The organism is Tistrella mobilis, from assembly GCF_041468085.1.
GTDB classification, from domain to species: Bacteria; Pseudomonadota; Alphaproteobacteria; order Tistrellales; family Tistrellaceae; genus Tistrella; species Tistrella mobilis_A.
In genome coordinates, this window is sequence record NZ_CP121017.1 from 1613000 (window position 1) to 1638048 (window position 25049).

At 69.3% G+C, this 25049-nt stretch carries 26 protein-coding genes; 15 read left to right on the top strand and 11 right to left on the bottom strand.

Going from position 1 to position 25049, the window contains the following annotated elements; translation table 11 throughout:
* Positions 1-17 precede the first annotated feature (17 nt).
* The 3 genes from P7L68_RS13165 to P7L68_RS13175 are packed head-to-tail and all read left to right on the top strand — an operon-like array spanning position 18 to position 2768.
* Complete coding sequence (locus P7L68_RS13165; RefSeq protein ID WP_372006085.1) at positions 18-968, top strand: ABC transporter permease; 951 nt, start codon at positions 18-20, stop codon at positions 966-968.
* Positions 969-973: 5 nt separating this feature from the next.
* Positions 974-1843, top strand: coding sequence for an ABC transporter permease (locus P7L68_RS13170; protein WP_372006086.1), 870 nt, complete (start codon positions 974-976; stop codon positions 1841-1843).
* A 22-nt stretch (positions 1844-1865) separates the two neighbouring features.
* Entirely contained in the window at positions 1866-2768 is a 903-nt protein-coding gene (locus P7L68_RS13175; RefSeq protein ID WP_372006088.1) for a LysR substrate-binding domain-containing protein, read from the top strand.
* 5 nt (positions 2769-2773) lie between these two features.
* On the opposite strand, the gene P7L68_RS13180 is transcribed toward P7L68_RS13175, so the two are convergent.
* From P7L68_RS13180 to P7L68_RS13195, 4 genes are all read right to left on the bottom strand, one after another.
* The gene (locus P7L68_RS13180) at positions 2774-4012 is read right to left on the bottom strand and encodes an MFS transporter (protein ID WP_372006090.1); all 1239 of its coding nucleotides are present in this window, start codon (positions 4010-4012) and stop codon (positions 2774-2776) included.
* A 10-nt stretch (positions 4013-4022) separates the two neighbouring features.
* Entirely contained in the window at positions 4023-4745 is a 723-nt protein-coding gene (locus tag P7L68_RS13185) for an L-threonylcarbamoyladenylate synthase (RefSeq protein WP_372006092.1), read from the bottom strand.
* Between the two features lie 291 nt (positions 4746-5036).
* The gene (locus P7L68_RS13190) at positions 5037-5630 is read right to left on the bottom strand and encodes a hypothetical protein (RefSeq protein WP_372006094.1); all 594 of its coding nucleotides are present in this window, start codon (positions 5628-5630) and stop codon (positions 5037-5039) included.
* Between the two features lie 186 nt (positions 5631-5816).
* Entirely contained in the window at positions 5817-6041 is a 225-nt protein-coding gene (locus P7L68_RS13195) for a hypothetical protein (protein ID WP_372006096.1), read from the bottom strand.
* A gap of 137 nt (positions 6042-6178) precedes the next feature.
* On the opposite strand from P7L68_RS13195, the gene P7L68_RS13200 reads away from it, so the two are divergent.
* The 9 genes from P7L68_RS13200 to P7L68_RS13240 all read left to right on the top strand — a co-directional run bounded on the left by P7L68_RS13200 (position 6179) and on the right by P7L68_RS13240 (position 14736).
* Positions 6179-6682 carry a cupin domain-containing protein gene (locus P7L68_RS13200; protein ID WP_372006098.1) on the top strand — a complete coding sequence of 168 codons (504 nt, stop codon included), beginning with the start codon at positions 6179-6181 and terminating at the stop codon, positions 6680-6682.
* The gene (locus tag P7L68_RS13205) at positions 6679-7173 is read left to right on the top strand and encodes a hypothetical protein (protein ID WP_372006100.1); all 495 of its coding nucleotides are present in this window, start codon (positions 6679-6681) and stop codon (positions 7171-7173) included. Before P7L68_RS13200 ends, P7L68_RS13205 begins: the two co-directional genes overlap by 4 nt.
* 80 nt (positions 7174-7253) lie before the next feature.
* Positions 7254-7880, top strand: a complete 627-nt coding sequence (locus P7L68_RS13210) for a TetR/AcrR family transcriptional regulator (protein WP_372006102.1) — start codon at positions 7254-7256, stop codon at positions 7878-7880.
* 337 nt (positions 7881-8217) lie between these two features.
* Complete coding sequence (locus tag P7L68_RS13215; RefSeq protein WP_372006103.1) at positions 8218-8745, top strand: RNA polymerase sigma factor; 528 nt, start codon at positions 8218-8220, stop codon at positions 8743-8745.
* The gene (locus tag P7L68_RS13220; RefSeq protein ID WP_372006104.1) at positions 8742-9683 is read left to right on the top strand and encodes a FecR family protein; all 942 of its coding nucleotides are present in this window, start codon (positions 8742-8744) and stop codon (positions 9681-9683) included. The genes P7L68_RS13215 and P7L68_RS13220 overlap by 4 nt, the downstream gene beginning before the upstream one ends.
* A 164-nt stretch (positions 9684-9847) precedes the next feature.
* Positions 9848-12307 carry a TonB-dependent siderophore receptor gene (locus tag P7L68_RS13225; RefSeq protein ID WP_372006105.1) on the top strand — a complete coding sequence of 820 codons (2460 nt, stop codon included), beginning with the start codon at positions 9848-9850 and terminating at the stop codon, positions 12305-12307.
* 10 nt (positions 12308-12317) lie between these two features.
* Complete coding sequence (locus P7L68_RS13230; RefSeq protein WP_372006106.1) at positions 12318-13541, top strand: PepSY-associated TM helix domain-containing protein; 1224 nt, start codon at positions 12318-12320, stop codon at positions 13539-13541.
* Between the two features lie 76 nt (positions 13542-13617).
* Positions 13618-14133 (top strand): flavin reductase family protein, encoded by a 516-nt coding sequence (locus tag P7L68_RS13235; protein ID WP_372006107.1) that lies wholly within the window; start codon positions 13618-13620, stop codon positions 14131-14133.
* A 96-nt stretch (positions 14134-14229) separates the two neighbouring features.
* On the top strand, positions 14230-14736 hold the full coding sequence (locus tag P7L68_RS13240; protein WP_372006108.1) for a hypothetical protein: 507 nt from the start codon (positions 14230-14232) through the stop codon (positions 14734-14736).
* Positions 14737-14738: 2 nt separating this feature from the next.
* Here P7L68_RS13240 and P7L68_RS13245 read toward each other — a convergent pair whose 3' ends face one another.
* Positions 14739-15272: a DUF2147 domain-containing protein gene (locus tag P7L68_RS13245; protein WP_372006109.1), complete on the bottom strand. Its 534-nt coding sequence runs from the start codon at positions 15270-15272 to the stop codon at positions 14739-14741.
* Positions 15273-15459: 187 nt separating this feature from the next.
* Here P7L68_RS13245 and P7L68_RS13250 point away from each other — a divergent pair, with 187 nt between their 5' ends.
* From P7L68_RS13250 to P7L68_RS13260, 3 genes are all read left to right on the top strand, one after another.
* Positions 15460-16032 carry a histidine phosphatase family protein gene (locus tag P7L68_RS13250; RefSeq protein ID WP_372006110.1) on the top strand — a complete coding sequence of 191 codons (573 nt, stop codon included), beginning with the start codon at positions 15460-15462 and terminating at the stop codon, positions 16030-16032.
* Between the two features lie 263 nt (positions 16033-16295).
* On the top strand, positions 16296-17555 hold the full coding sequence (locus P7L68_RS13255) for an MFS transporter (protein ID WP_372006111.1): 1260 nt from the start codon (positions 16296-16298) through the stop codon (positions 17553-17555).
* 34 nt (positions 17556-17589) lie between these two features.
* Positions 17590-18144, top strand: coding sequence for a hypothetical protein (locus tag P7L68_RS13260; RefSeq protein ID WP_372006112.1), 555 nt, complete (start codon positions 17590-17592; stop codon positions 18142-18144).
* Here the strand turns inward: P7L68_RS13260 and P7L68_RS13265 are convergent.
* The 6 genes from P7L68_RS13265 to P7L68_RS13290 form a co-directional block, all read right to left on the bottom strand.
* Positions 18128-18994 carry a class I SAM-dependent methyltransferase gene (locus tag P7L68_RS13265; protein ID WP_372006113.1) on the bottom strand — a complete coding sequence of 289 codons (867 nt, stop codon included), beginning with the start codon at positions 18992-18994 and terminating at the stop codon, positions 18128-18130. The genes P7L68_RS13260 and P7L68_RS13265 overlap by 17 nt on opposite strands.
* The gene (locus P7L68_RS13270; RefSeq protein ID WP_372006114.1) at positions 18991-20151 is read right to left on the bottom strand and encodes a M50 family metallopeptidase; all 1161 of its coding nucleotides are present in this window, start codon (positions 20149-20151) and stop codon (positions 18991-18993) included. Before P7L68_RS13270 ends, P7L68_RS13265 begins: the two co-directional genes overlap by 4 nt.
* Positions 20148-22523, bottom strand: a complete 2376-nt coding sequence (locus tag P7L68_RS13275) for a hypothetical protein (protein WP_372006115.1) — start codon at positions 22521-22523, stop codon at positions 20148-20150. Before P7L68_RS13275 ends, P7L68_RS13270 begins: the two co-directional genes overlap by 4 nt.
* Complete coding sequence (locus P7L68_RS13280) at positions 22520-23368, bottom strand: hypothetical protein (RefSeq protein WP_372006116.1); 849 nt, start codon at positions 23366-23368, stop codon at positions 22520-22522. Before P7L68_RS13280 ends, P7L68_RS13275 begins: the two co-directional genes overlap by 4 nt.
* Complete coding sequence (locus P7L68_RS13285; protein WP_372006117.1) at positions 23368-24285, bottom strand: DUF692 family multinuclear iron-containing protein; 918 nt, start codon at positions 24283-24285, stop codon at positions 23368-23370. The genes P7L68_RS13280 and P7L68_RS13285 overlap by 1 nt, the downstream gene beginning before the upstream one ends.
* A gap of 94 nt (positions 24286-24379) precedes the next feature.
* Positions 24380-25009, bottom strand: coding sequence for a LysE family translocator (locus tag P7L68_RS13290; protein ID WP_372006118.1), 630 nt, complete (start codon positions 25007-25009; stop codon positions 24380-24382).
* Positions 25010-25049 lie beyond the last annotated feature (40 nt).

Consider the following 25049-nt stretch of genomic DNA (forward strand, 5'->3'; position numbering starts at 1 on the left):
GGGGGGTCTTCCGGACCATGACGAACTATCTGGTGCGACGATGCGGGCAGGCCGTGGTGCTGATGCTGCTGGTCTCGGTCATCGGCTTCGGCATCCTGCATCTCGCCCCGGGCGGGCCGCTGTCGCAATACGTCCTGTCGTCGAACATGTCGCAGGAGGATATCGACCGGATCACCCGCCAGCTGGGGCTGGACCGGCCCTTCCTGCTGCAATATGCCGACTGGCTCGCCCGGATGGTGACCGGCGACTGGGGGCAGTCCTATCGTGACGGCCTGCCGGTTCTGGCCAAGATCGCGACCCATATCGGGCCCACGCTCGAAATCATGCTCGCCTCCACCGTGATCGCCGCCCTGCTGGGCGGCGTGATCGGCATGCGGGCGGCGGTCCGCCGGCACTCGCTGACCGACCTGCTCGCTACCGGCGGGGCGATGATCGCGCTGTCGATCCCGACCTTCTGGTTCGCGCTGATGGCGATCTACCTGTTCTCCATTGAGCTCGGCTGGCTGCCATCCGGCAATCGCAGCACCATCGGCGACGGCTCGCCCGGCGACGTGCTCCATCACATGATCGCACCGGTGATGGTGCTGGCGCTGGTGGAGACCGCGGTCTGGGCGCAGTTCATGCGGGCCTCCATGCTCGATACGCTGGGGCAGGATTATATCCGCACCGCCCGCGCCAAGGGCCTGCGGGAACGGGTGGTGATCCGCGCCCATGCCCTGCGCAATGCGCTGTTGCCGATGATCACCCTGGTCGGGCTGCAATTCCCGACCCTGCTCGGCGGCGCGCTGGTCACAGAGACGGTGTTCAGCTGGCCGGGCATGGGCCGGCTGTTTCTCGACAGCCTGGAATACCGCGACTACCCGGTGGTGATGGGCATCCTGATGCTTTCGGCGCTGATGGTGATGGCAGGCTCCCTGCTGGCCGATCTGCTCTATGCAGTCGCCGACCCCCGGATCAGGATGGATTGACGGTGATGACAGTGCAGACTGCCCCCGATATCACGGCATCCGCCATGCCACCCGGATTCCTGCGCCGGCTGGTGGCGCGACCGGCGACCGTGGCCGGCGCCGGGCTCATCCTGGCGATGACCGCCGCCGCCTTCCTCGGCCCGCTGATCGATCCGACCGATCCCGACCGGATCGATGTGTTGAAGCGTTTCCTGCCGCCGTTCAGCCCCGGTCATCTGCTGGGAACCGATGAACTCGGCCGTGACGTGCTCGCCCGCCTGCTCGCCGGGGGGCGGATCTCACTCGCCATCGGCTTCTCGGCCATGCTGCTCTCGGTGATGATCGGAACCGCCTTCGGCATGGTTGCGGGCTGGCGTGGCGGGGTGATCGGCGCGGTGCTGATGCGCTTCGTCGACGCGATGATGGCCTTTCCGACCGTCTTCCTGGTGCTGGCGCTGGCCCTGTTGATCAGCCCGGGGCTTGCCTCCACCACCATCCTGATCGCCGCCACATCGTGGATGAGCGTGGCGCGGCTGGTGGAAGGGCAGTACCGGTCGCTGCGCACGGCCGATTATGTCGCCGCCGCCCGCACGGCCGGGGCCTCGGATCTCAGGATCATGGTGGTGGAACTGCTGCCCAATGCGGCGGGTGCGATCATCGTTGCAGCCACGCTCAACGTCGCCCGGGCGATCCTGCTCGAATCCTATGTCAGCTATCTGGGATACGGCATTCAGGCGCCGATGGCGAGCTGGGGCAACATGCTCAACAACGCCCAGATCTATCTGACCTCGGCCCCCTGGCTCGCCCTTCTGCCGGGCCTCGCCATCACCCTGACGGTCACCAGTTTCAACTTCATGGGCAACGGGCTCAGGGATACACTCGACCCCCACCGCTGACGACCGGCCTTCAGGAGGCGCCATGTCCCGACGTCTGCCTTCGCTCAACGCGCTCAGATGCTTCGAGGTGGTGGCGACCCATATGGGGGTGAAGAAGGCCGCCCAGGTGCTGAACGTCAGCGAAAGCGCGGTCAGCCGCCAGGTGCGCATTCTGGAGGAACAGCTGGGCGTGTCGCTGTTCCTGCGCACCCATGGCGGCATGGAAATCACCGAAGAGGGCCGCCGTCTGGCCCTGGCGGTGACGGAAGCCTTCGATCACATCGCGAATGCCATCGATCCGTTCCAGAACGACCAGGATGTGGTGACGCTGAAGGTGATCCCGACCTTCGCTTTGCGCTGGCTGTTCCCGCGGCTGCACAAATTCCACGAACAGCATCCGATGATCCGGATCGTGGTCCAGACCCGTCTGAACGACATGACTGTGGACGAGACCGGTGCCGATCTGGGCATCCGCTATGGCCGCGGTGGCTTTCCCAACGAGGATGCGACCGAGCTTTACGCCGAATGGATCGTGCCGGTTGCGGCCCCCGGGCATCTCGATCCCGAACGCCCGGAGGAGGAGCTGCGCAGCGCCATGCTCCTCCATCCGCTGCCCGATCATCAGGACTGGATCACCTGGTCCGAGAAGTCGGGCATGCCGCTGCGTGTCCATGACGGGCTGGATTTCGACGCGCTCGACATGGCGCTGAGTGCCGCCGAAGCCGGGCTCGGCGTCGCGATCGCCGATGTGGTTCTGGCCGATCAGGCGATCCGCGACGGCCGGCTGGTGGTCCCGATCGACAAGGCGGTGCCGAGCGGCGTGTCCTATTTCCTGGTCCGTCGCCCCGAACTTCGCCGCCGCCGCCAGGTCCGTCTGGTGGAAGACTGGCTGCTGGCCGAGATCGCAACCGCGCGCGAGACGATCGCCGGCTATGCACGCGGGTGATGCCGCTATGCCGCGCGGCGTTCCGTCGTGCGGCCCATCAGCTGTTCCCCGGCCAGCGCATAGGCCAGGACCAGGGCCGCGAACAGCACGGCCACGCCCGACATCAGCGGCACGAATCCGTATGCGGCCAGGCACCAGCCGCCGACAGCCAGGACCGCTGCATTGGTCAGCCCGTACCAGCGTTCCATGCGGCCGATCAGCCGGGCACGCGCGGGGGCGGCCATCGGCAGGCGGTTGAGATTTGCCATGGTCACCGGCCGGATGCCGCCGGTGGCGAAGCCGAGGGCGGTGATCGCAACCAGGCCGGCGATCAGATTTTCCGAGGCGGTGGCAAACAGGATCAGCGAGACCAGGCCGATGGCCGGCATGGCGACGGTGATCGCCCGGGCACCGATCCGGTCCATCACCGTCGGGGCATAGCGTGCCGACAGGAAGGCCGCCAGGTTGAACAGGCTGAGCACCAGCCCGAACCAGTAGAGATCGACCTTCAGCGTGAGGAAGAACAGCGCCGGCAGAAAGCCCACGAAGGCGGCAAGCGCGAAGGCGCGCATCAGCACGTAATAGGCCATCCAGCCGGCTTCGCCCGGCACGCTGGTCGCCGGGCCAGGGGCTGCGGTCGCGCCGGGGCTGGCCGCCGTCTGTGCCGGAGCCGCCGGGGTGCTGACCATCAGGATCGCGATCGCCGAGATCAGGGCGGCGACAAGCGCGGCCAGGAAGGGCAATTCCGGTGCGAAGCGGTAGAGCACGCTGCCCGCCGTGCCGGCCGCCAGCACCGCCAGGAAGATCAGCGAGGCGGTGCGGCTTTCATGGGTACGATAGGCAATGACCTCGTCATCCCCGTGCAGGCTGCGCAGCAGGGCCGAGTCGGTGCCCTGGGCCAGCGCATAGCCGATGCCGCCGGCGATCTGGGCGCCGAGCAGCCACCAGAAGCCACCATCGGCATCGAGCGGCGCGGGCAGGGGGGAGGCGATGGCGAAGGCCACGATCATGGCAAGACCGGCCGCTTTCAGTACCTCGCCGGTGGCGATCACGCCCTTCTGCGGCAGCAGCCGGCCAAGCCGGCCGGCCGGGCCGACCGCCAGGCAGATGGTCAGGCCATAGGCCGCCAGCAGCAGTTCCAGCCGGAAGATGTCGAGCCCGCGTTCATAGAAGAACACGAACAGGATCGGCAGATGAAAATAGAGCCGCGACAGGATGCGGTAGACATAGATCAGCGGCACGTCACGCGGGCTGCGGATGCTCATGACCGGATCCTCACGCGCCGACCGCGCGGCCGCGGACCTCGTTCACCCGCTGCATCAGGCGCTGCTTATAGGCCTCGGTATCGGTATCGAGATCGGGGAAGATCGCCTGGATGCGGGCAATCGGGTAGACCCCGGCGCGGACCAGATATGGCCGTTCGAAGGTGAAATCGACGATGGTGTTGGCCTTGACCGCGCTGTCGGAGGTGGCGCCGGGCGTATCGCCGCCCAGGTCGATGATCAGGTCGACGCCGTCACCGATATCGGCGACCGCCTTGTCGAGGTCGACGAAGATGTCGCCCTGGCCCGAGATGTTGGCCGAGGTCGCCCCCACCGGCCGGCCGGCGGCGCGGATGATGTCTTCCAGCGGCGAGGCGCCCTGGCAGGCGACGCCGAGCGTGTCGTAGCCCATGGTGAAGGCCGGCGGCAGCTCGCAGGCCTTGTCGAAGATCAGCGTCAGCTCACCCGGCCACAGCCGCTCGAAGGCATCGGGGGCGACCCAGTCGGGGACCACGACATGGCGGGCCGCCTCGGCCGGATTGGCGATCGAGAAGGTCAGCGGGCCGAATTTGGTGCGCTTCTTCACGTCGAACACCCGTTGAATGGCGTCGGCGTTGAAGGCGTCGCAGATCAGGTTGTACTGAGTGCGCGTGGGGGTGATGACCAGCCCGCCCGCGCGGATCACCTCTGCCGCCTCGTCGATCGCATCGGCGGAGAGTTTCACGATGTTGACCATGGTGCCTGCCGTTCCTTGCCCATCCGGACCCCGCCGATCCCGGTTCTGCCCCCGTTGCCCCGGGGGCCGGCCCTGTTCCGGCCGGATGTAACCTTGGATCGTTTGGTCCGTGATCCGATCAATTATGACGACAGGCTAGCATCACCGGGCCCGAATCGGAAGCATGCAGATCAACTTGTACGGGATATGTGCGACAGGCCGTCTCATCCTGAGGTTCGGCCCTGTCGGGAGAGCCAGGGGCCCTCGGGGGGGCGGGACGGGGGCCTGTGGGGCGAGACGGGGGCGGCCGGGTCAGCTGCCGGTGGGGGTGCCGATGGCGAAGGCGGCGAAAAGCTCCCGCACCATCGCGCGGTCGACCGGCTGGCCGGCATCGCGGGCCAGCGCCAGATAGGTGCGCAGGATCGGTGCCATCGACGGCCCATAGGTCTCGCGCTCGGCCAGGAAAAGCGGGCGGAGCAGCAGAACCGCGCGCTGGACCTCTTCAAACGCCACCCGCATCCGCCCGGCACGGGCATGGGCATCGGCGATGGCGGTCAGCACACGCGCCATCGAGGGCAGCAACACCCGGTTGTGACGGGTGGCCTGCTGCGACAGGCGCCGGAAGACGTCGCGGGCGGCATCGATATCGCCGCGGCCGGCATCGGCCACGGCCAGCGGTTCTCCCACCTGAGCGGCGGATTGGGAGAGGCGATAGGCCGCCGCCGCCGTATCGGCGTTGGAGGCTATGCGGTCGACCAGCAGGAAGAAGATCTGTCGGGCGAGATTACGGTCGCCCTGATCCAGGGCGGCCTGGCCGAGCTGTTCCGCCCGGGCGGCCGCCTGTTCGGCGTCGCCGTCGCTGATCAGCATGCGGGCGTCGTGATCGATGGTCATACCGTCGGTCATGTCGGGCAGCCTGGCTGAGGAGGCGGGGCCGTGCGGGGGGTGGGGGCGGTCGGCAGAGCAGGTCCTGAGCGTGGCAACACGCCGCAGGCGCCATAGTTATGGTCGCATGCTGCATGCGAAACAAGGGCTCCCGCGCCGCGACTGCAAGGGATCGCCTGATTTCGCATGGCTGTCTGGTCCGGCCGTTCAGGGGTGGCGGGGCGGCCGGCTGTCGGGGTTCACGGGATCCCGATCCCCTCTGCCGCGGCTGCGCAGGCTGTGGACCAGCAGGGCCAGGATCCAGGCGGCAAGCGGCACCAGGAAGAAGCCGTCGAACAGCGGATGTGCGGGATCTGCCCCGGTCACCGCGGTGACGAAGGTCATCCAGACCAGCGTGAAGACGATGAGCGCACGGCGCCAGCGATCAGGCATGGACCCAGGATGCCTTGTCCATTCCGTCAATGCAATCTCCCCGACATGCAACGCCCGCGTCAATCCGATCGCAACCATACCGCTTTGACCGCTATCGTGATTTGATGGATCACGAACGGCGACAGTGGAGACGCCAGATGAACCATGCCCCCAAAGACGCACGCCTGGCGGCTTTGCCCCAGGCGGCAGCACGGATCGTGGAGGCCCTGGGCCTTGCCCCCCATCCCGAAGGCGGATGGTTCGCCGAAGTCTGGCGCAGCCCCGCACCCGATGGCGTGCGGGGGGCGCTGACCACGATCTATTTCCTGCTCGCCCGCGGGGAGCGGTCGCACTGGCACCGGGTCGATGCCGAAGAGGTCTGGCATCACTATGCCGGCGACCCGCTGGCGCTGGACATGGCGCCCGACGATGCTGCGGCCCCCCGGCGCCATCTGCTGGGCTTCGATCCGGCACGGCCGGCGGATGCCGATGCCGGCCGGCCGGTGCTGGTCGTGCCCGCCGGCTGGTGGCAGGCGGCGGAAACCCTGGGTGAGTACACGCTGGTCGGCTGTTCGGTGGCGCCCGCCTTCACCTTCGACGGTTTCGAACTGGCGGCACCGGGCTGGGCGCCGGGGCAGCCGGCCGACAGGCCGGCATCGTGAGCCGGGTAAGGGATGCCCGCTGGCAGGCGGTCGCCGCCCTGACCGTCACCGAACTGGCCGGTGGCGACTGCCCCTCGGCGGAGCGTCGCGCGCGCCGCATGCTGCGGATCGCCCGGGATGCGGAGGGTGGATCGGGGCCGCGCCGGTCGGCGGCGCTGGCCGGTCTCTCCGTGCTGTTGTGGTGGCCGCCGCATCTGGTGCGCCGCCACGCCATGCCCTGGCTGGAGCTGATCGCGCCCTATCGCGCCGAAATCGCCGCCGATCGCCGGCTTGGCGAGGCGATGATGCTGACCGGCCTGGCACTGAGCTTCGCCATGGGGCCGGGATCGCCGGAAATCCGCCGCTGGGCGGGCATTGCCGGGCCTGACATGGCGGCACGGGTGGCAGGCATCACCGCGCCGCCGGCACTGGATGCCGTCATGCCGCCGCAGGCACCCTGCATGCGCCCTCAGCGCAGGGCTTGGCGTTCGCGCGCCAGTCGGTCAAACTGAGCGGGTCATCCGACTTTTTTATGTGGTTTCCCGCAATGCAACAGCGGGCGCCCGTACCGGCAGTGAAGGAGAAGCACATTATGGGCAGGCCGCGAGGCTTCGACCGCGAACGGGTCCTCGATCACGTGGTCGACCTGTTCTGGCGTCACGGATATGACGGCACCTCGGTCGAGGCCATCCGTCATGCCACCGGCATCGGGCCGAGCAGCCTGTATGCGGCCTTCGGGGACAAGCGCACGCTGTTTTTCGAAGCGGTGGACCGCTACCGGGCGCGGGTGGTCGACAAGGCGCTGGACGGTCTGGAGCAGGATCGCGGGGACGGGCTGGCGGCGATCCGCGCCTTCTTCACCCGCGTGGTCGACGGTATCGTCGCCGGTGAACGCCGCTGGGGCTGCCTGATGACCAATTGCGCGGTGGAGCGCGCGCCCTGGGATGAGGCGGCGGCCGAGGCGGCGCGCACGCATCTGCTGCGCATCCGTGCCGCCTTCGCCCGTGCCCTGACCCGTGCGGCAACCGGCGCAGACGAAGCGCAGATCATTGCCGTGGCCTCGATGCTGACGGCGGTGCTGCAGGGATTGAACGTCATGGCGCGGGCCGGTTTTGGCCGGGCACCGATCCAGGCCGCGGTTGATGCCGCGATCGCGAGTGCCGACGGCGTTGCCATGCTGCCCATCGCGCGGGAGATGCCGGCCGCAATCGCCTCCTGAGCCGCGGCATCCGCGGCAGACGGTGATATCGCGATGCAGAATCATCGTATTTGGTGGAATTGCACGCCGCCCACTTGCTTTTTTTGTATCCTGGAGTAAACGTTTCGTAACGCGGCGGCGATCAGCCCCGTGTCGAGAGCTTGCCGGACTGCCGCCGGGGGGGAGGGCGGTCCGGCCGTACGCCCGGTGCGGGGAAACCTGCACCGGGCGTCCTCGTTTCAGAGACGGGATCTGCCCGTCCGATGCGATCCTTCAATTGCAAATAAGTCTCAATCTTGATATTTCGAGAGCTGACGGAGGCCGGGCGGACCGGCGGGCTCTTCGGGATATGCGGATCTTGGACCGAACGGCGCTCGACCGGCTCAATCACATCTATTCCGGCCAGCGGCGCATTCTGGTGCGCAGCCTGATGCCAATCGTCGGCAGCCTGGCGGTGGCCGAGGATCTGGCGCAGGAGACCTATCTGAAGGTCCGTGCGGCCCTGGCACAGACACAGATCCAGCATCTTGAGCCCTTCCTGTTCCGCACCGCCCGCAACCTGGCGCTCGATCATCTGCGCCGCGAGCGGCGCCAGGGCGCCGTGCTGCGCCAGGGCGAGGATCAGGACGATCTTGCCCATATCGCCGCCGACACGCCGAGCCCGGAGGCGGAAGTCGGCGACCGCCAGTTGCTCGACCGGCTGGAACAGGTGATGTCGCGGTTGACGCCGCGCCAGCGTCGGGTGATGGTCGCCTGCCGGCTTGAAGGCCGCAGCTACGCCGAGGTTGCCGCAGATCTCGGTGTGTCGACCAGCACGGTTCAGAAGGATCTGAAGGACGCGATGGCCGCCTGTCTGGGCAGTTTCACGGCGGATGGCGGGCGATGACCGGCTCGATTGACGCAGCCCTGCTCGATGCCGCGCTGGAGCGGTTCATCCGTGCCCGTGACGTCGATGCCGACCCTGCCGACCGGCAGGCCCTTGCCGACTGGGCCGCTGCCGATCCGGCCCATGCCGCAGCACTTGCGCGCGTCGAGGCGATGTGGGGCGCCGATGCCTTTGCAACCGCGCTGGCCAGGGCGGTTCAGCCGGCCCCGGTTGCCGTGGTGCGCCGGCCGCGGCGTGCATGGCCGCTGGCACTGGCCGCCTCGGTGCTGCTTGCGATCGGCATCGGTGCGGCCTTCGATCTGCCGATGCGGCTCCGCGCCGACGCGGTCACCGCCACCGGCGAACGCCGGGTGGTGGTGCTGGCCGACGGCTCGCGCGTCACCCTCGACACCGGCAGTGCCATTTCGGTCACGATCGACGAGACCGGACGGCATCTGCGCCTGCTGGAGGGCCGGGCCTTTTTCGAGGTCACGCCCGATGCCGCCCGGCCGTTCGAGGTGGCGGCCGGCCCCGCCAAAGTGCGGGTTACCGGCACCGCCTTTGCCGTGGGGTTCACGGCCGACGACGCGGTCATGGTGCAGGTCCGCAGCGGCCGGGTGGAAGCGGGGGCCGCAGGCAGCCACCGCGCACTGGGCGCCGGGGACGCGCTTCGCCTGGACGGGGCAGGCCCCGGCATCGTCACCCGCCCCGATCCCGCCCAGGGGTTGGGCTGGCTGGACGGCCGGCTGGTCTTCGCCGACCGGCCATTGGGCGAGGTGCTGGCCGAACTCGACCGTTATCTGCCCGGACGGATCCTGATCACCGACCCCGCGATCGCCGCCCGCCGCGTCACCGGCAATTACCGGCTGGATGATCCGGCCGGCAGCGCGCTGGCGCTTGCCGTCGTGGCCGATGCCGATGTCACGCGGATCACCGACAGGCTGTTGATTCTGCACTGAATCGACCTTCGTGATTCCGGTGGCCGAAAATTTTCTTCAGAAAAATTTACGCGATCCGCGGGCCTGTGGCGTCAGGTCTGCGGGGCGTAACTGCATACGAGACGCAATCGCAGAACATGCGGCACGCCCCGCCCTTTCGGTGACGCACAGGCGGGACGACCTTCATGACCAGACGGCATCAGCGGCGGCGCAACACTGCCGGCCATCACACCACCGGGCGCCCTGCCGCCATGGCCGGCGCAGCCCTGGTCGGCGCAGCCATTCTGGCCGGCGCCGGGATGGGCGCCAGCACGGCGGCGCAGGCACAGGGGGCGGCTGCCGTTCAGGATCAGCAGCATGATTTCGACATCCCCCGCCAGCCGCTGGCCGGGGCGATCAACGCCTTCAGCGCCGCCACCGGCTGGAATGCGGGCTTTGCGGCCGGTCTCGATGCCGGCATCATCTCGCCCGGCGTGCAGGGCAGGCTGGAGAGCGAGCAGGCCCTGCGCCGGATGCTGGCGGGCACGGGGCTGACCTATCGTCTGACGGGTCCGCGGGCGGTGATGCTGGAAGCCCTGCCGCCTGCGCCCGACGGGGCGACGCAGCTCGATCCGCTGACGGTGGATGCGGGGCGCCAGGGCACGGCACGCGGCGCCGTTCCCGGGATCGTCGCGACCCATTCGGTGACGGCATCCAAGACCGACACGCCGATCATGCTCACCCCCCAGGCGGTGTCGGTGGTGACCCGCGACCAGATGGACATGCAGGGTTCTGCCACCGTCTCCCAGGCGCTGCGCTATACGCCGGGCGTGATCAGCCAGTATGGCGATGTCGATCTGCGGGTCGACTGGTTCACGGTGCGCGGCTTCACCCCCGGGCGCTATCTCGACGGGCTGCGTCTGCCTTTCGGTGCGCGCGGCTACGGCCAGCCGCGCATCGAGCCCTACGGGCTGGAGCGGATCGAGGCGCTGAAAGGCCCGGCCTCGGTGCTCTATGGCCAGAATGCGCCGGGCGGCCTGCTGAACATGACCTCCAAGCGCCCGACGGCTGAACGCCTGAACGAGATCGAACTCGGCACCGGCAGCTATGATCGCCGTCAGCTGGCCGGTGATTTCTCGGGCGCGATGGATGACGACAGGCGGCTGCTCTATCGCCTGACCGTGCTCGGGCGCGAGGCCGATACCGAATATGATTATGTCGAGGAAGACAAGATCTTCGTCGCCCCGGCCTTCACCTGGGCCGGCGACGACACCACGGTCACCATCCTGTCGCAGTATCAGAAGATCCGCTCGGAAGGCGGCGGCGGCGCGCCGGCCCTGCCGGCGGTGGGCACGCTCTACCCCCATCCCGACGGCTATATCCCGACCAGCCGCTTCGTGGGCGAGCCCGATTACGACCTGTTCACCAACGAACAGTGGATGCTGGGCTACGAGGTCGAGCACCGGCTGGACGATGTCTGGACCTTCAGCCACAGCCTGCGCTATGCCGATGTCGACACCGACACCCGCCGCGTGCAGGGCTATGCCCTGTCGGATCAGATGCTCGCTCGCTATGCCTGGGCCTTCCCCGAAACGGCGCGAACAGTAACCCTGGACACCCGCACCGAGGCAAAATTCGAGACCGGCCCGGTGGGGCACGACCTGCTGATGGGCGTCGATCTGCAGTATGAGCGCAGCCATTTCGATGAAACCCGGCTGACCCTCGTTGCGCCCATCGACATTTTCGACCCGGTCTATTCCGGCGGGATCACCGTTCCGCCGGTCGGGACCGCCATCGACCAGACCCGCCGCCAGACCGGTATCTATGCACAGAACCTGATGAGCTTCGGCGGCTGGCATCTGATGCTCGGCGGGCGTTACGACCATGCGGAGGCCAAGACCGACACCAACGGTGCCATCGTCCGTCAGAATGACGATGCGTTTACCGGCCGGGCCGGTCTGGTCTATGCGTTCGACAACGGGCTGGCCCCCTATGTCAGCTACACCACCTCGTTCCAGCCGCTCGGCGGCTCGAACCCGGAAGGGGAGCCGCTGCAGCCGACCAAGGGTCGCCAGGCCGAGATCGGGCTGCGCTATCAGCCCACCGGTTCTGCGTCGATGATCACAGTGTCGGCCTATCACCTGGTGCAGCAGGACGTCGCCACCAGCACCTCGGGTGCCGCCTATATCCAGACGGGTGAGGTGGAGGTGAAGGGACTGGAGGTCGAAGCCCATGCCGAGTTGGGCGACGGCTATCGCGCCATCGCGAGCTATGCCTACAGCGACAGCGAGATCACCGAGACCCTGCGCGAGACCCAGCGCGGCAAACAGCTGGCTTTCGTGCCGCGCAACACCGCGGCCCTCTGGCTGGACAAGAGCTTCGAGGATGGCTTTGCCCAGGGTCTGGGGCTTGGCGCGGGCGTGCGCTATATCGGCCATCTGTATGGCGACCTCAACAACGACTTCAAATCGCCGGGCGTCACCCTGTTCGATGCCGGGGTGCGCTTCGATCTGGGCCGGCTCAGCCCCGACGCCGCCGGGGCCAGCCTGGCGATCAACGCCACCAACCTGTTGGACGAGCGCTATGTCTCCACCTGCCTCTCTGCCACCGGCTGCTATTGGGGGCCGGGCCGGGCGGTGACCGCCTCGATCAAGTACCGGTGGTGACGGGTTGGTGATGCGCGGCTTTCTGGTCAGGCTTCATCGCTGGGCGGGGCTTTCCACCGCGCTCTTCCTGGTGCTGGCCGGGCTGACCGGCAGCGCCATCACCTTCCGGCACGAGCTGGACGCCTGGCTGAACCCGGCGCTGTTCCAGGCGCCGGGGCAGGGGGCGGTGCTTTCGCCCGACCGGATCGCGGCGCGGGTGGAGGCGCTCGATCCCGCCATCGCCGTGACCGCGCTGCCGCTGAAACCGGTGGCGGGAGAGGCGGTGCTGGTGACCGTGCTGCCGCGGCCGGGCAGCCCGCCGCCCGGCTATGACCAGGTCTTCGTCGACCCGGTGACCGGCGAGATTCTGGGCCGGCGCGACCAGATGACCGCGATCATGCCCTTCCTTTATACCTTCCACTATTCGCTGACCGCAGGTCCGGTCGGCAAGTGGCTGCTGGGGGTGGTGGCGCTGATCTGGGCGCTGGATGCGCTGGTGGCGCTGTGGCTGACCCTGCCGCGGGGGCGGCTGCCCTTCACCCGCGGCTTCGGGTCCGGCTGGGCGCCGGCCTGGAAGATCAAGCCCGGCCTGTCGCTGCGCGGCGCCGGCAGTCATCGCCGGGTGCTGGATCTCCATCGCGCCCCGGGATTGTGGCTGTGGCTGGTGTTCCTGGTGCTGGCGATCAGCAGCGTGACGCTGAACCTGGAAGCCCAGCTGGTGCGGCCGCTGCTGGGCCAGGTGACGGCGCTGTCGCCGAGTGCGCGCGAGGTGGGCGCGCCGCGTTACCGGCCGGATCCGCCGCCGCCCGCCCTGGGCTTCGAGGCGGCAGCGGCCCGGGCAGAGGCCCATGCCGCGGCCCGGGGCCTGGCACCGCTCGCCGTCGATGCCTATCACTATGCCGTCTTCGGGGTCTACATCATCAGCCTGGACGAGGCGGGGCCGCACGGCGCCTGGGCGATCGACACCGGACATCCGCATCTCTATCTCGACGATCAGACCGGAGAGGTGCTGATGGCGTCCATTCCGGGCCAGGGCACCGTCGGGGATGTGTTCCTGCAATTGCAGTTCCCGCTGCATTCGGGCCGGATCGGCGGCCTGGCCGGCCGCATCCTGATTGCTGTGGCCGGTGTCGCACTGGCGCTGGTTTCCATCACCGGGGTGGTGATCTGGTGGCGCAAGCGGCGTGCGCGGCAGCAGGTCGCCGCCCGCCAGCCTGCAGGCAGCGGCAAGACCGCGCCGCCGGCACGCGTTTGACTCGCCTCCGTCCGATCGCATATCCATGAAGATCAGAGGCCGGCCTGACGCCGGTTGATCGCGTGCGAGGATGGGGATGACCGACACCCGGAGATGGGCGCTGCAGGGCAGCCCGGCCGATGGCGACAGCCGCGCCTATCGTTCTGCGCTCGGGCGCTTCGCGACCGGGGTGGCCGTGGTGACCTGCCGCGATGCCGCCGGCCGGCCGGCGGGGTTGACGGTGAATTCCTTCACCTCGGTCTCGCTGGACCCGGCGCTGGTGCTCTGGTGCCTGGAGCGCAGCTCCCCCAGCCTGAACGCCTTCACCACCAGCGGGCATTTCGCGATCAATGTGCTGGATGCCGATCAGCAGCCGCTCTCTGACCTGTTCGCCGACCCCGAGGCCGACCGTTTCGCCGGGCTTGCGGTCGAAGACGGGCTGGGGGGTGCACCGCTGCTGTCGGGCTGTCTGGCGCGGTTCGAATGTGCGCTGCACGCGGTTCACGACGGCGGTGATCATGTGATCCTGATCGGCGCCGTGCGGCGCTATGCGGAGCGGCCCGGTGATCCGCTGCTTTATTTCGGCGGGGATTATCGCCGGATCGGCGGCTGACCGCCCGGTGCCGTCACGCAGGCGTCACACTTGTCATCGCGCGGACCAGAGCCGACATTCTTACCTGAGACAGTGGTGTCGAGGGGGAGGGTGGTCATGACCGATCGTGAGCCCGGTCCTGCCCGTGACGGCGGCTCCGTTCGTGACGGCGGGCCTGATCGTGATTCGGTTCTGTCCGCGCTGGTCACGGAAGGCCAGTCGCTGGTTCACGACCGGCTGCCCGATCTGATCGGGCTGGCGGAGACGGTGGCGATCGTGGCGCGTGATGATCCGCGCCATCCGGGGGCGCTGGTGGCCATGCTCGTCCGGATCCGGACCCTGTTGATCGAACAGTTGCGCACCGAGGCGGGGATCGTGCATCCGCTGATCCGCCTGGGCGGCAGCCCCATGCTGGCCGACATGATCCGGGGCCTGGAGGCCGGCCAGAAGGATATCGAGCGGGAACTCGACCGGATCTTCGCGATGACCGGCGGGCTGAAGCCGCCGCCGGATGTGGCGCCGTCCTGGGCGGTACTCTATGTGGCGATCGGCGTGATGGCCGACAGGATCCGCCGTCGCCACGCGCTGGCCCGCACCGAGATCTACGGGCCGCTGGTCGTATAGGCCTATCCCTCGCGGATCCAGGTCTGGCTGCGGCCGAACAGCGACAGGCCGATGAAGCCGCGGACCTCCAGCGTGTTGCCGTCGGGGGAGAGCGTCATCTTCGCGTCGTAGATTTCGCCGGTCTTGGGGTCGAGGATTTCACCCCCGTCATAGGCCAGGCCGTCGCGGACCAGCCCGGTCAGAATCTCCATGCCCGTGATTTTCTGCCCGGCCCGGGTATCGGTGCACTCACGGCAGACCGGGTCCGGATCCTCGCCGGGCTCACGGAACAGTTTCTCGATCCTGCCGTACCAGCGGCCGTCACGCTCGGCGATCCGTACCAGCGAGCGCGGCTTGCCGGTTTCGTCATCGATCGTCCGCCAGAGCCCGGCGGCATCCGGATTGCCGTGCGCGGCCTTGTCTTCGGCCGATTGCGCCAGAGCCGGCAGCGGTGACAGCAGGGCTGCGACACAGACGGCGGCGAGCCCCGCCAGCACCAGGCGCCGGTGGGGTCGGGCGAACGAGGAAGCGGACGAGGATATTGGGGGACATGACATGGACCAGTGGCCTCCGATGGGGGATGGGCGGTCGGCTGCATCGATCATCCTCTGATTGAACGGCTGCGGCAATACTGCCGGATCGGACGGTTTCGACCGGGCCGTGCATCCCCGGGGTTGCAAGCGTCATCAAAGCGACGGCAGGCTTGCGCCATAACCGACACGAAAACGCCCGGGAGCCCGCCTGATGACCACCCAGCCCACACGTCTCCTCTTTGTCCGCCACGGCACCGCCACCCGCATGACCGAGGAGCTGCGCGATCCGCCGCTGGCGCCGCGCGGCCGCGAGGAGGCGGCGGAGACCGCGGCGCATCTGGCGGCGCTGCTTGCAGGTCAGCGCCCCCGTCTGCTGGCGAGCCCTCTGGCCCGGACCACCGAGACCGCGACCATTATCGGTGCGGCGCTGGGTCTGGCACCCGAACCCGCACCGGCCTTCGCCGAGATTCCCTGGACCGACGGCCAGCCCGTGATCTCGCGCGCAGCCGACATCAAGGACTGGCTGGGCCGCTTCTGGGGCGACATGCCGACGGCGCAGCGTGCCTGGGCGGCAGGGGTGGTGGAAGCCGCGCACGCCCTGTCGGGGCTGGTGGTCGTGGTGTCGCATTTCGTGCCGATCAACGTGCTGGTCGGCCATGCCCGCGGCAGTGATCGCGTGCTGGAATTCCGCCCGCGTCCGGCCTCCGTCACCATCTTCAACCGCGGCCCCGACGGCCTGATGGTCGAGGCGCTGGGCGCGGAAGACGAAACCCTGTTCGCCTGAACGGCGGCGCAGCCGCGGGTTGTTTGTGGATCTGCGCGTGTCGCGTGCGTATTTTGCAACCACATTCGACCGTTGAAGCGCATCCGGCTTCGCGCGATACTGCGCCCCAAGAAGCAAAGAGAATAATGGCGCCGGCTCGACAGGGCAGGACCAGAAGACGCCATGCCGCCTGGAACACCGGAGAGCCAGAGCCCGATCAGCGGACCTGGCCGGCTGGGGCCGGCCGGGCCGGAGATCCGGGCCCGTGTGGAGGAGACGACGCCATGAGCATGGCGCGCGGCACCGCAGGCGGTGTGTCCAGGGGTGGCGACGACGGGCGGATGCCCCGGTCGCTTGCCCTGATCGTGATTTCGGCAGGCTGCATCCTGGCCCTGTCCATGGGGGTCCGGCAAAGCCTGGGCCTGTATCTCACCCCCGTCAGCGAGGCGATCGGTACGGGCCGCGAGGCCTATGCGCTGTCGCTCGGGTTGATGAACCTGATGTGGGGCCTGTTTGCGCCGCTGGCCGGCGTGCTGGCCGACAAGCGCGGGCCGATGGCGGTTGGTCTGGCCGGCGGCGCGCTTTATGCCGTGGGCGTGATCTGGCTCGCCTTCTCGGGATCGGAACTTGAACTCGCCGGAGCCGGCATCCTGATCGGCATCGGGTTGAGCGGCGCCGGTTTCACCGTCATCCTGGGGGCGGTCGGCCGCGCGGCGCCCGAACGCTTCCGCGCCTCGGCCCTGGCGCTCGCCAGCCTGGGCTCGTCGCTGGGCCAGTTCGTGGCCCTGCCCTATGCCCATGGCCTGACCGATGCCGCCGGCTGGTGGTGGAGCCTGGTGATCCTGGGCATCACTTCGGCGCTGATGGTGCCGCTGGCGCTGGGGCTCATGGGGGCGGCGAAGGCCGGCGACCCGATCGTCTCGCGCCAGACCCTGGGCGAGGCGGTGCGCGAGGCGTTCAGCACGCCGGGCTTCTGGCTGCTCAATGCCGGCTTCTTCGTCTGCGGCTTCCATCTGGCCTTCGTCAGCGTTCATCTGCCGGCCTATGCCGCGGATCGCGGACTTGCACCCTGGGTTGCGACCGCAGCACTTACCGCCGTGGGCCTCGGCAATATCTTCGGCACCTATGGTTTCGCCAAGCTCGGCACGGTGATCCAGAAGAAGGACGCGCTGGCGCTGCTCTACACGATCCGGGCGGTGATCTTCCTGGGCTTCCTGCTGCTGCCGCTGACGCCCACCCTGGTCATCACCATGTCCTTCCTGCTGGGCCTTACCTGGCTCGGCACCGTGCCGCTGACCAGCGGGCTGGTTGCGCATATGTTCGGCCCGGTCTATCTCTCCACCCTGTTCGGCCTGGTGTTCATGGGGCATCAGGTGGGCGGCTTCCTTGGTTCATGGCTGGCCGGTCGGATCTTCGACATGGTCGGTTCTTACGATCCGGTCTGGTGGCTGTCGGTCGGGCTGGGGCTGATCTCGGCCCTGTTGCACATCCTGATCCGTGAACGGCCGGTGGAGCGGTTGCGCACTGCGGCCGCCACGGCCTGACCTTCCGTCCCGACATCACTTACGGAGGCCCCGCTTGCACCCTGCCGTTGCCGATATCGCCGTCACGATGCCCGTTCCGCCGCAGAAGCAGCTCAAAAGCCTGCGGGCGGAGATCGCGGCGGCTCGCATCCTCGATTGCGGCATGATCCACGAGCGTGTGTTGCGGGCAGCGGACGGGATCACGCCGCTGCCCTCCGACATGCCGATCGGCGTGGCGCGCGCGGGGCTCTGCCCGATCCCCGTGCGCCGCCAGCGGCTGGGGTGCAGCCACACAGGCAGCCGCATGCGCATGATCGAGGCGATCGATCTTCTGGCCGTGACCGGAGAAGACGGGGCGGCAGCGTTGCGCGACCGGATCGGCGAGATCGACGCCCGGATCGGGCGCATCGACCATGCGCGCGGCGATGCCGAGCTTGCCCATGCGCTTGCCTGTCGCGATGGCGATGCGGCGGCGCGGGACGAGGCCATGGCACAGATCGCCGAGACCGGCCTGCGTTTCACCCAGGCGCAGGCAGAGCTTGACGTGCTCAGAGGCGACCTGATTGCTGCGATCGACCGGCGGCTGGCAGAGGTCAGCGGGGCGGGATGATCTGCCGCCGTGAACCGGCGGGTGCCAGGGTGCAGAGATGCCAGGCGATCGATGCCTGCCAGCCTGTGGCACCGTCGCTGCGCGGCAGCACCCTGTCCAGCACGCCCGGCAGGGCGGCGTCCAGCCTGGCCTGCAGGGCCGCCGGGGCGCGCAGCCGGGCGGCGGCGGCAGTCTCCGCCAGGGCATCGAACTCGCGCCAATAGCCCGGTGCATCGGCGATGTCGGCCGTGATGTCGCCGTTCTCGGTTGCAATCAGTTCCAGCCCGGCCGGGGCGGCGAGGGCAGCCAGCCCGTCGGGATCGATGTCGAAGGGGCCCGCCTCGCCCGCCGGGCGGGTGAGATCGGGCAGCACCTTGCCGAGCAGGGCGGCGCCGGTGCCGATCAGCCGGCAGCGGGCCGGCCTGTCCCAGAGCTGCACCAGGATGTGGCCGCCCGGCGCCAGCAGCCCGGTCATGACAGCCAGAACGCCCGCCGGATCGGGCAGCGTCCAAAGGCCACGCAGGCAGGTCACCAGATTCAGCGTGCCCGGCTTCAGCGCCGGATATGCGGCGTCGGCGGCAAGCCCGGCCACGCCCGGTGTCCGGATGACGGCGAGCGGGCCGGCGGCGATGTCGCTGGCGATCACCAGCCGGCCCGGCCTTGCCAGGGCACGGGCCAGCGCACCCTGGCCCGCCCCCAGATCCATGACCACGCCGCCGGCTCCGGCCAGACGATCGGCCACCGCCGCCATGTGGTCGAGCAGGGCGCCGGCTGCCTGCGGACGGGCTCCGCCCCGATCCCCCAGCAGGGTGTGGACGCCGTCCCAGTGGGCGCGGCTGCCATAGCTGGCGGGGGCGGTGGTGGCGGTCATCGGACCAGCTCCAGGATCATGCCGCCCAGCCACCAGGCCATGCCGATCCAGAGCCCCGCCCAGCCGAGGATGGTGCCGAAGGCGACCGCCAGCAGCAGCGGCCCGCGCCCGGCAGGCAGCGGGACCGAGAGCGCCGGGGCATGCAGACCGACCGACCGGCGCAGATGATCGAAGGCGCGGCGGCGCAGATTGGGCAGGCGCAGCACTTCGACCAGCATCAGATAGCCGTCGCCGTTCAGGAAGGGCAGCAGGGTGACCGTGGCGCCGAACAGCCCCGTCGCTGCCAGGATCACGCCGGCGGCATGTGGCGCACTGCCCATGGGGGCTGACAGCATCAGCATCAGGCCCAGCCCGGCCAGGGCCTGACTGGCGAAGGGGCCGGCCAGGATCGCGACCATGCGCGGCCCCATGGCCAGCGCTTCCCAGTCGCGCCGGTCCGGCCGGGTCCAGGCGAAGGGCATCAGGAAATAGATCGCGAAGCCGGTCTCGCGCACCTTCACGCCGAGGGCACGGCAGGCAAGCGCATGGCCGCCTTCATGCAGAAATCCGCTGGCCAGCGTCACGAGATAGAGCAGTGGCAGCATCCATCCGGTCAGTGTCGCCGAGGCCTGATCAAGGAAGGTCGATCCCATCGTCACCAGCAGAACCGGGGCCGCCAGCGCCGCCAGCGCCGAGAGGCCGAGCAGCCCCATGCGAAGCGCACGCGGCCAGGCCAGCAGCCGGTCGAGCACCGGTTCGGGGCGGATCACCCCCAGCCGCTGGATGACCAGATGATGGAGGAGGGCAAAATCGAAGCCGGTGAAAGGGTCGCGGGCCCGATGGCCGCGGCCGTCGATCTCCAGCAGGCCGAGGCTCAGAAGCCTGGTTTCGAACTGCGCGAGTTTGACGGCATCGGCACGGATGCCGCGGGCCGCCAACCGGGCGGAAAGCACGGCGAAACTCGACTGCCCGTCGAAGACCCGGGCGACTTCGAACTCGGCCGGACCCAGCAGCCAATGGCCGTCGCCTGTGGGGTCGGTGATCTCGATCCGCCGGCCGCGGGCCGGATCGGTGATCTCGGCATGTTCGAAACGGACCGGGAAGCGGCCGCGTGCGACCATGGTCTCTGCGCCGGATGGCGGCGTGGTGTCGATCTCGGGGGCGGTCAGCGCACTCATGCCGGGTCTTTCCTGGGGACGTGCGGGCGAAGACGAGTGCTGAGACGGAATTCCGCCGTCACCCGGCCTTCGGGGCCGGCATCGAGCCAGAGGTCGTCGGGGCCGGGCGACATTTCGGCGAGATCGATCGCCTCGTCGCGATCGAACAGCCGGGCGAGCATCTCCGCCCCCTGGGGGGCGTCGAGCAGGATGCAGACCGGCTTCGGCTCACCCGGTGCCTTGGCGAAGAGCGCGGACGGCAGGCCGAGATCCCGCGCCCAGCGGCGCATGGCCCGGAAGGCCTCGGCATCCTCGGCCGGCTTGCCGCCGGGCCGCGGCGCACCGGTCCCGATCCGCCAGCTTCGCCGCTTGACCACCAGCCGGCCCAGCACCAGCCGTGGCGCCAGATGCCGCCCGGTCACCGCGGCGGCGAGCGCGAACATCGCCCGGTGCAGGGCGGTGCGGGTGACGGTGCCCAGGTCATCATCCAGCCCGCATGACCTGAAGACACGAAGCGTGCCGTCGGCAGCGCGGCGGACCCGCATCTCTGCGGCCCGGACGCGCCGACGCGGACCGGTCGCGGCGTCGCCCGGCAGGGCGATGTCGATGAAGGCCGGATGCTCCGGCCAGTCGATATGCGAGCGCTGATAATGCCGGCCGTCATCGGCCAGGCCCAGCCGCGCCGGACCTGCGGCACCGTCGAGCGCCCAGCCGGCTGCCACCCCGGCCGCCAGCATCGGGTCGGGACAGAAGGGCATGGCCACCGGCTGCACGGCGGTCGCCACCGCCGGATGCACCTCTCCGATCACCAGCCGCCACTCACCGCGCGTGATTGCCGCGGGGCTTGCGGCTGCGATCATCAGATCGGGCGAGGCGATGTCGAGGCCCAGCGTAACCGGCCGCGGCGCCCGCGGCAGCAGGCGACCCACCGCGGTTTCCACCGCATCGCCGACCCGTGCGATATCGGCGGCGGTGAGGGCGATTTCCTCTGCGGCGGCATCGGTTGATGCCAGCCGGTCTGATGCCAGCCGATCCCAGGCCTGGCGGAGCACCGGCTCGATCACCGCGACCGCGGCGGTCGCCAGATCGGCCGAGGGGGTGGCGGCCAGCAGCCGCACCAGATCCACCGTGCCGTCGGCATCGGCGGCGCCGTCATGCACCAGCCCGTCGAAGGCCCGTGCCTGGCCATCGGCGATCAGCATCGCCGCGGCGGTCGCCACCCGCCGATAAAGGTTGAGCACCGGGGCCAGATCCTGTCCGGCGGCGGTCAGGAACGGCTTGCCCAGCACGACGCCGCCCGCCCGGGCGCAATCCTCGTAGACCGGCTGACGGCCGACATACATCCGGCCATGATCCCGCTCCCGATCGGCGCCGGCCTCGGCCAGCAGGGCATGCAGCCGGTCCAGGATCGCCAGCCGGTCGCGCGGTCGCCCGGCGGCGGCGGCGAAATCGCCGGCACCGGCCTCGATCGCGGCGATGCGCTTGAGCCAGAGGGCGGCGGCGGGGGTGTCGATGCGTGCCAGAACCCCGCTCAGATGGGCAAGCGGCGTCAGGCTGCCTGGGGCGGGCGTCAGCGCCGGCAACAGCACCCGGCGGCCCCGAAGCGTCTCGACGGCGGCGGGCGCGCCGTCGCTCCCTGCGGCGGCGGCAAGCTTTGCCGGCAGTGCCGGCCCCAGCCTTATCGCCGCACTGACCACCGCTGCCATGGCCGCGGGCAGAGCAACCGACCGGTCGACCGGCAGCCGCAGCCGGCCGGCATCATCCAGCGTGCAACCGGGGTTGAGGATCAGCGGCAGCTGCCCGGCCAGTGCCGGATCTGCGGCCACCGCCTCGGCCAGGGCCTCGGCCACCCAGTGTTCGATCACCGTGATCCGGGCGCCGATCACCCGGTCCGGATCGCCGGTCACCTGTAGCGCGGTTTCGGATTCGGGATCGATCCGCCCCCAGGCGACCGGGCCGAAAAAGCTCGCAGTGTCGTTCTTGGCGGCGAAGCGCTGAAGATAGCTCCAGGCCAGGCGCAGCTTCTGGCGGGCGCGCTTGCGCGGCTGATCCAGGTTTTCGGCGGCAAGTTCGGCGATCCGCGCCGGCGCGTCGCGGTTGGACAGGAACAGCGCCTCTTCGGCCATGGCGTCGCCGAGTGCCGCCACCAGCCGTCGCCGGGCATCGGCCGCGGCAGGGGCGAAGGCGGCGGCGCGGTCCGCGGGTGTGACGGCCGGATCATCGATCACCGCCAGCACCTCCGCGTCCAGACAGGCGCGTCCCAGCCGGCCGAAGCCGAAGCCCGCGCCACGCATCCAGAACAGCGGGAACCAGTCGATCGCGGGGGGATCGGAGGCGGCGGTCGGGTCGGCGACATCGGGGGCGTGCGGTGCCGGGCGGGTCGCGACCGTCATGCCCCCACCACCGCGCCGCGGTCGGCCAGTTTGCCCAGCAGGGCGGCATCCTGCGTACCGGCACCGCCGATGCGGTCGAAAACAGCCTCGGGCGTCAGCGGGCCTCCGGCCAGCGCCGCCAGCATGTCGGCGGCCCGCAGCGGCAGGGCCGAGACCTTGGGCGCCGCGGCCAGATCGGGCATGGCCACCAGATAGGCCGCCGGCCGCGCCGGCAGATCCGCGCGGCCGAGTGCCGCGGCACTGCGCAGCCAGGGGGCCAGATCATGGCTGGTGGTGACGGCCACCGCGCGGCCGGTGAGGCCGACATGCCCTGCGGGCACCGCCGGTTCCGGCGGCGTATCGGCAAGCCGCATCAGCAGCCCCGCCGTCGCACGGTCGAGCGCGATCAGATCGCGCAGTCCGGCCGGGCTTCCGGTGTCGGGGTGATCTGCCAGATGGTCCAGGATCCGCGCGCAGTAGCCCACGACGAACGGGCCGTCATCCTGCCAGTGATCGGCCTGGAGGAAGCCCTCGGCCAGCATGCGCAGGTCCAGCCCCTTGCCCTTCAGTGCCCGCATGGTCAGCGGGGCCGCGGTTTCCAGCGCGTTCTGAACCGAACCGGTCATGCGGAAGCGGTAGTTGAGGATGAACATGCGCGTCGGTTTCGGCGTGGCGGCATAGGCGCGCACCGCGGCGATACCATCCTCATCCAGGCCGAAGCGACGGCCCAGGGTCTCGTCGTCGACCGCCGGATCGAACATCGCGTCGGCCAGCGGCGGTTCCCGCAGGATTCGCCGCCAGGTGGCATAAACGGTGGCGGCGGGCAGGCCGGCGCCGGGGGCGGGCGGCGGTGTCATGGCGGTCATCACGCGATCTCCCGGACCGGTGGTTGCACGCCATGACGGCGGGCGGCCGCATCCCAGGCGGCCTTGGCGCGGGTGAGATCGGCGGCGATCATCGCCTCGTCTTCCGCCCCGCCCAGTTCGCGGGTCTGGGGATGATGGGCGCGGCCCTGGAATTCCAGGATCACCGCCGAGGGCAGGGCCCGCGACAGCACCTGGTCGAGCATTGCCCAGACCGGTTCCGGCACCGTGCTGTCATGCCAGTCGTGATAGAGCCCGTCATACCAGGATCCGCCGGCCAGATGGATGCAGACCACCCGGTCGAGCGGGATGGTCGCCAGATAATCGGCGGCGTCGTAGCCGGGCAGATTGACCGAGTTGGTATAGACGTTGTGCAGGTCGAGATGCAGCCAGGTGCCGGCGCGATCGACCAGCCGGGCCATGAATTCGGCCTCGCGCATCGCCGCCCCCGGCGTCGGCATGTAATAGGCCGCATTCTCGTGCGCCAGCGGCATGCCGTAGATGTCCTGCAGCCGCCGCGCCCGGTCGGCCACCCGAACGAGTTCGGGGGATGAGAACTGCACCGGGCTCGACCAGATGTCGAGCCAGGACCCGTCGCCGTAGAAGCAGTGATCGCCGACCCAGGGGCTGCCGATCGCCTTGGCCAGCGCCACATGGCGACGCACGGCGGGCGTGTCTTCCAACCGGCCGAAGCCGAATTCGCAGCCGTAGTTGGAATGGGCGAGCAGCGGTCTGGCGGCACCCAGCGCCTGCATGTGCCGCTCCTGTCCCGGACGGAAGATCCAGGGGCTGTCGAGCGGCCCCATGATCGCATCCAGCAGCACCTCGAACAGATCCACCGGCTGGCTTTCGAACGGAAACCAGTCCAGGATCTCGGGGTTGTACTGCAGGCCGACGCCGAGCGGTGCGGGCTTGTCCATCGGATGGTCCTCGGGGTTGATCCTGGGCAGGTGGATCCTGGACAGGTTGATCCTGGACAGGTTGATCCTGGACCGGGCCGGCCGCGCCGCGGCCTCAGCCCGCCACGATCGGAATGAGCGAGGCGACCAGCAGGATCGCCATGACGGTGTTGAAGATCCTGACCGCCCGCCTTGTGGCGAGCAGCCGGCGGACGGCGACGCCGAAGCCGGTCCAGATCACCGCGGCCGGCACGCAGACCAGAAAGAAGATCAGGGCGATGATCACCGCCTGAACGGTCGGATCGTTGGCGGCCGCGCCATAGGCCCCCATGGTGGCGACCGCCATGGTCCAGACCTTGGGATTGACCCATTGCAGCAGGGCTGCCTGAAGCGCGCCCACCGGCCGACCCTCGGCGCGGGTCAGGTTCTGATCCAGCCCCTTGGGTTCGGCGCTCGCGATCTTCCAGGCCAGCCAGAGCATGTAGGCGACGCCGATCACCTCGATCGCGATCCGGGTTGCGGGTACGGTTTCAAGGATGGCGCCCAACCCCAGCCCCACGGCCAGGATCAGCAGGGGGGCCCCGAAGCAGATCCCGGCCATGGCCGGCAGGCTGCGCCGGAAGCCGAAGCTGGCGCCCGAGGTGGTGAGCAGAACGGTGTTGGGGCCCGGCGAGAGCAGGGCCACGATCGCAAAGGTCACGACCGGCCAGACGAAGTCGAGCGAGGGTGGTTCGATGGGCGGCACGGGAGCGGCTCCGGCGCGGGTTGGATGGATAACCCGAGGT

Excerpts from the sequence above, each read along its gene's own strand:
- P7L68_RS13270 (WP_372006114.1), bottom strand. The coding sequence starts at position 20,151 with ATGAGTGCGCTGACCGCCCCCGAGATCGACACCACGCCGCCATCCGGC.
- P7L68_RS13275 (WP_372006115.1), bottom strand. The coding sequence starts at position 22,523 with ATGACGGTCGCGACCCGCCCGGCACCGCACGCCCCCGATGTCGCCGAC.
- P7L68_RS13170 (WP_372006086.1), top strand. The coding sequence starts at position 974 with ATGACAGTGCAGACTGCCCCCGATATCACGGCATCCGCCATGCCACCC.
- P7L68_RS13225 (WP_372006105.1), top strand. The coding sequence starts at position 9,848 with ATGACCAGACGGCATCAGCGGCGGCGCAACACTGCCGGCCATCACACC.
- P7L68_RS13280 (WP_372006116.1), bottom strand. The coding sequence starts at position 23,368 with ATGACCGCCATGACACCGCCGCCCGCCCCCGGCGCCGGCCTGCCCGCC.
- P7L68_RS13190 (WP_372006094.1), bottom strand. The coding sequence starts at position 5,630 with ATGACCGACGGTATGACCATCGATCACGACGCCCGCATGCTGATCAGC.
- P7L68_RS13200 (WP_372006098.1), top strand. The coding sequence starts at position 6,179 with ATGAACCATGCCCCCAAAGACGCACGCCTGGCGGCTTTGCCCCAGGCG.
- P7L68_RS13265 (WP_372006113.1), bottom strand. The coding sequence starts at position 18,994 with ATGACCGCCACCACCGCCCCCGCCAGCTATGGCAGCCGCGCCCACTGG.
- P7L68_RS13210 (WP_372006102.1), top strand. The coding sequence starts at position 7,254 with ATGGGCAGGCCGCGAGGCTTCGACCGCGAACGGGTCCTCGATCACGTG.
- P7L68_RS13185 (WP_372006092.1), bottom strand. The coding sequence starts at position 4,745 with ATGGTCAACATCGTGAAACTCTCCGCCGATGCGATCGACGAGGCGGCA.
- P7L68_RS13165 (WP_372006085.1), top strand. The coding sequence starts at position 18 with ATGACGAACTATCTGGTGCGACGATGCGGGCAGGCCGTGGTGCTGATG.
- P7L68_RS13240 (WP_372006108.1), top strand. The coding sequence starts at position 14,230 with ATGACCGATCGTGAGCCCGGTCCTGCCCGTGACGGCGGCTCCGTTCGT.
- P7L68_RS13235 (WP_372006107.1), top strand. The coding sequence starts at position 13,618 with ATGACCGACACCCGGAGATGGGCGCTGCAGGGCAGCCCGGCCGATGGC.
- P7L68_RS13245 (WP_372006109.1), bottom strand. The coding sequence starts at position 15,272 with ATGTCATGTCCCCCAATATCCTCGTCCGCTTCCTCGTTCGCCCGACCC.
- P7L68_RS13180 (WP_372006090.1), bottom strand. The coding sequence starts at position 4,012 with ATGAGCATCCGCAGCCCGCGTGACGTGCCGCTGATCTATGTCTACCGC.
- P7L68_RS13250 (WP_372006110.1), top strand. The coding sequence starts at position 15,460 with ATGACCACCCAGCCCACACGTCTCCTCTTTGTCCGCCACGGCACCGCC.
- P7L68_RS13285 (WP_372006117.1), bottom strand. The coding sequence starts at position 24,285 with ATGGACAAGCCCGCACCGCTCGGCGTCGGCCTGCAGTACAACCCCGAG.
- P7L68_RS13230 (WP_372006106.1), top strand. The coding sequence starts at position 12,318 with ATGCGCGGCTTTCTGGTCAGGCTTCATCGCTGGGCGGGGCTTTCCACC.
- P7L68_RS13220 (WP_372006104.1), top strand. The coding sequence starts at position 8,742 with ATGACCGGCTCGATTGACGCAGCCCTGCTCGATGCCGCGCTGGAGCGG.
- P7L68_RS13175 (WP_372006088.1), top strand. The coding sequence starts at position 1,866 with ATGTCCCGACGTCTGCCTTCGCTCAACGCGCTCAGATGCTTCGAGGTG.
- P7L68_RS13195 (WP_372006096.1), bottom strand. The coding sequence starts at position 6,041 with ATGCCTGATCGCTGGCGCCGTGCGCTCATCGTCTTCACGCTGGTCTGG.
- P7L68_RS13255 (WP_372006111.1), top strand. The coding sequence starts at position 16,296 with ATGAGCATGGCGCGCGGCACCGCAGGCGGTGTGTCCAGGGGTGGCGAC.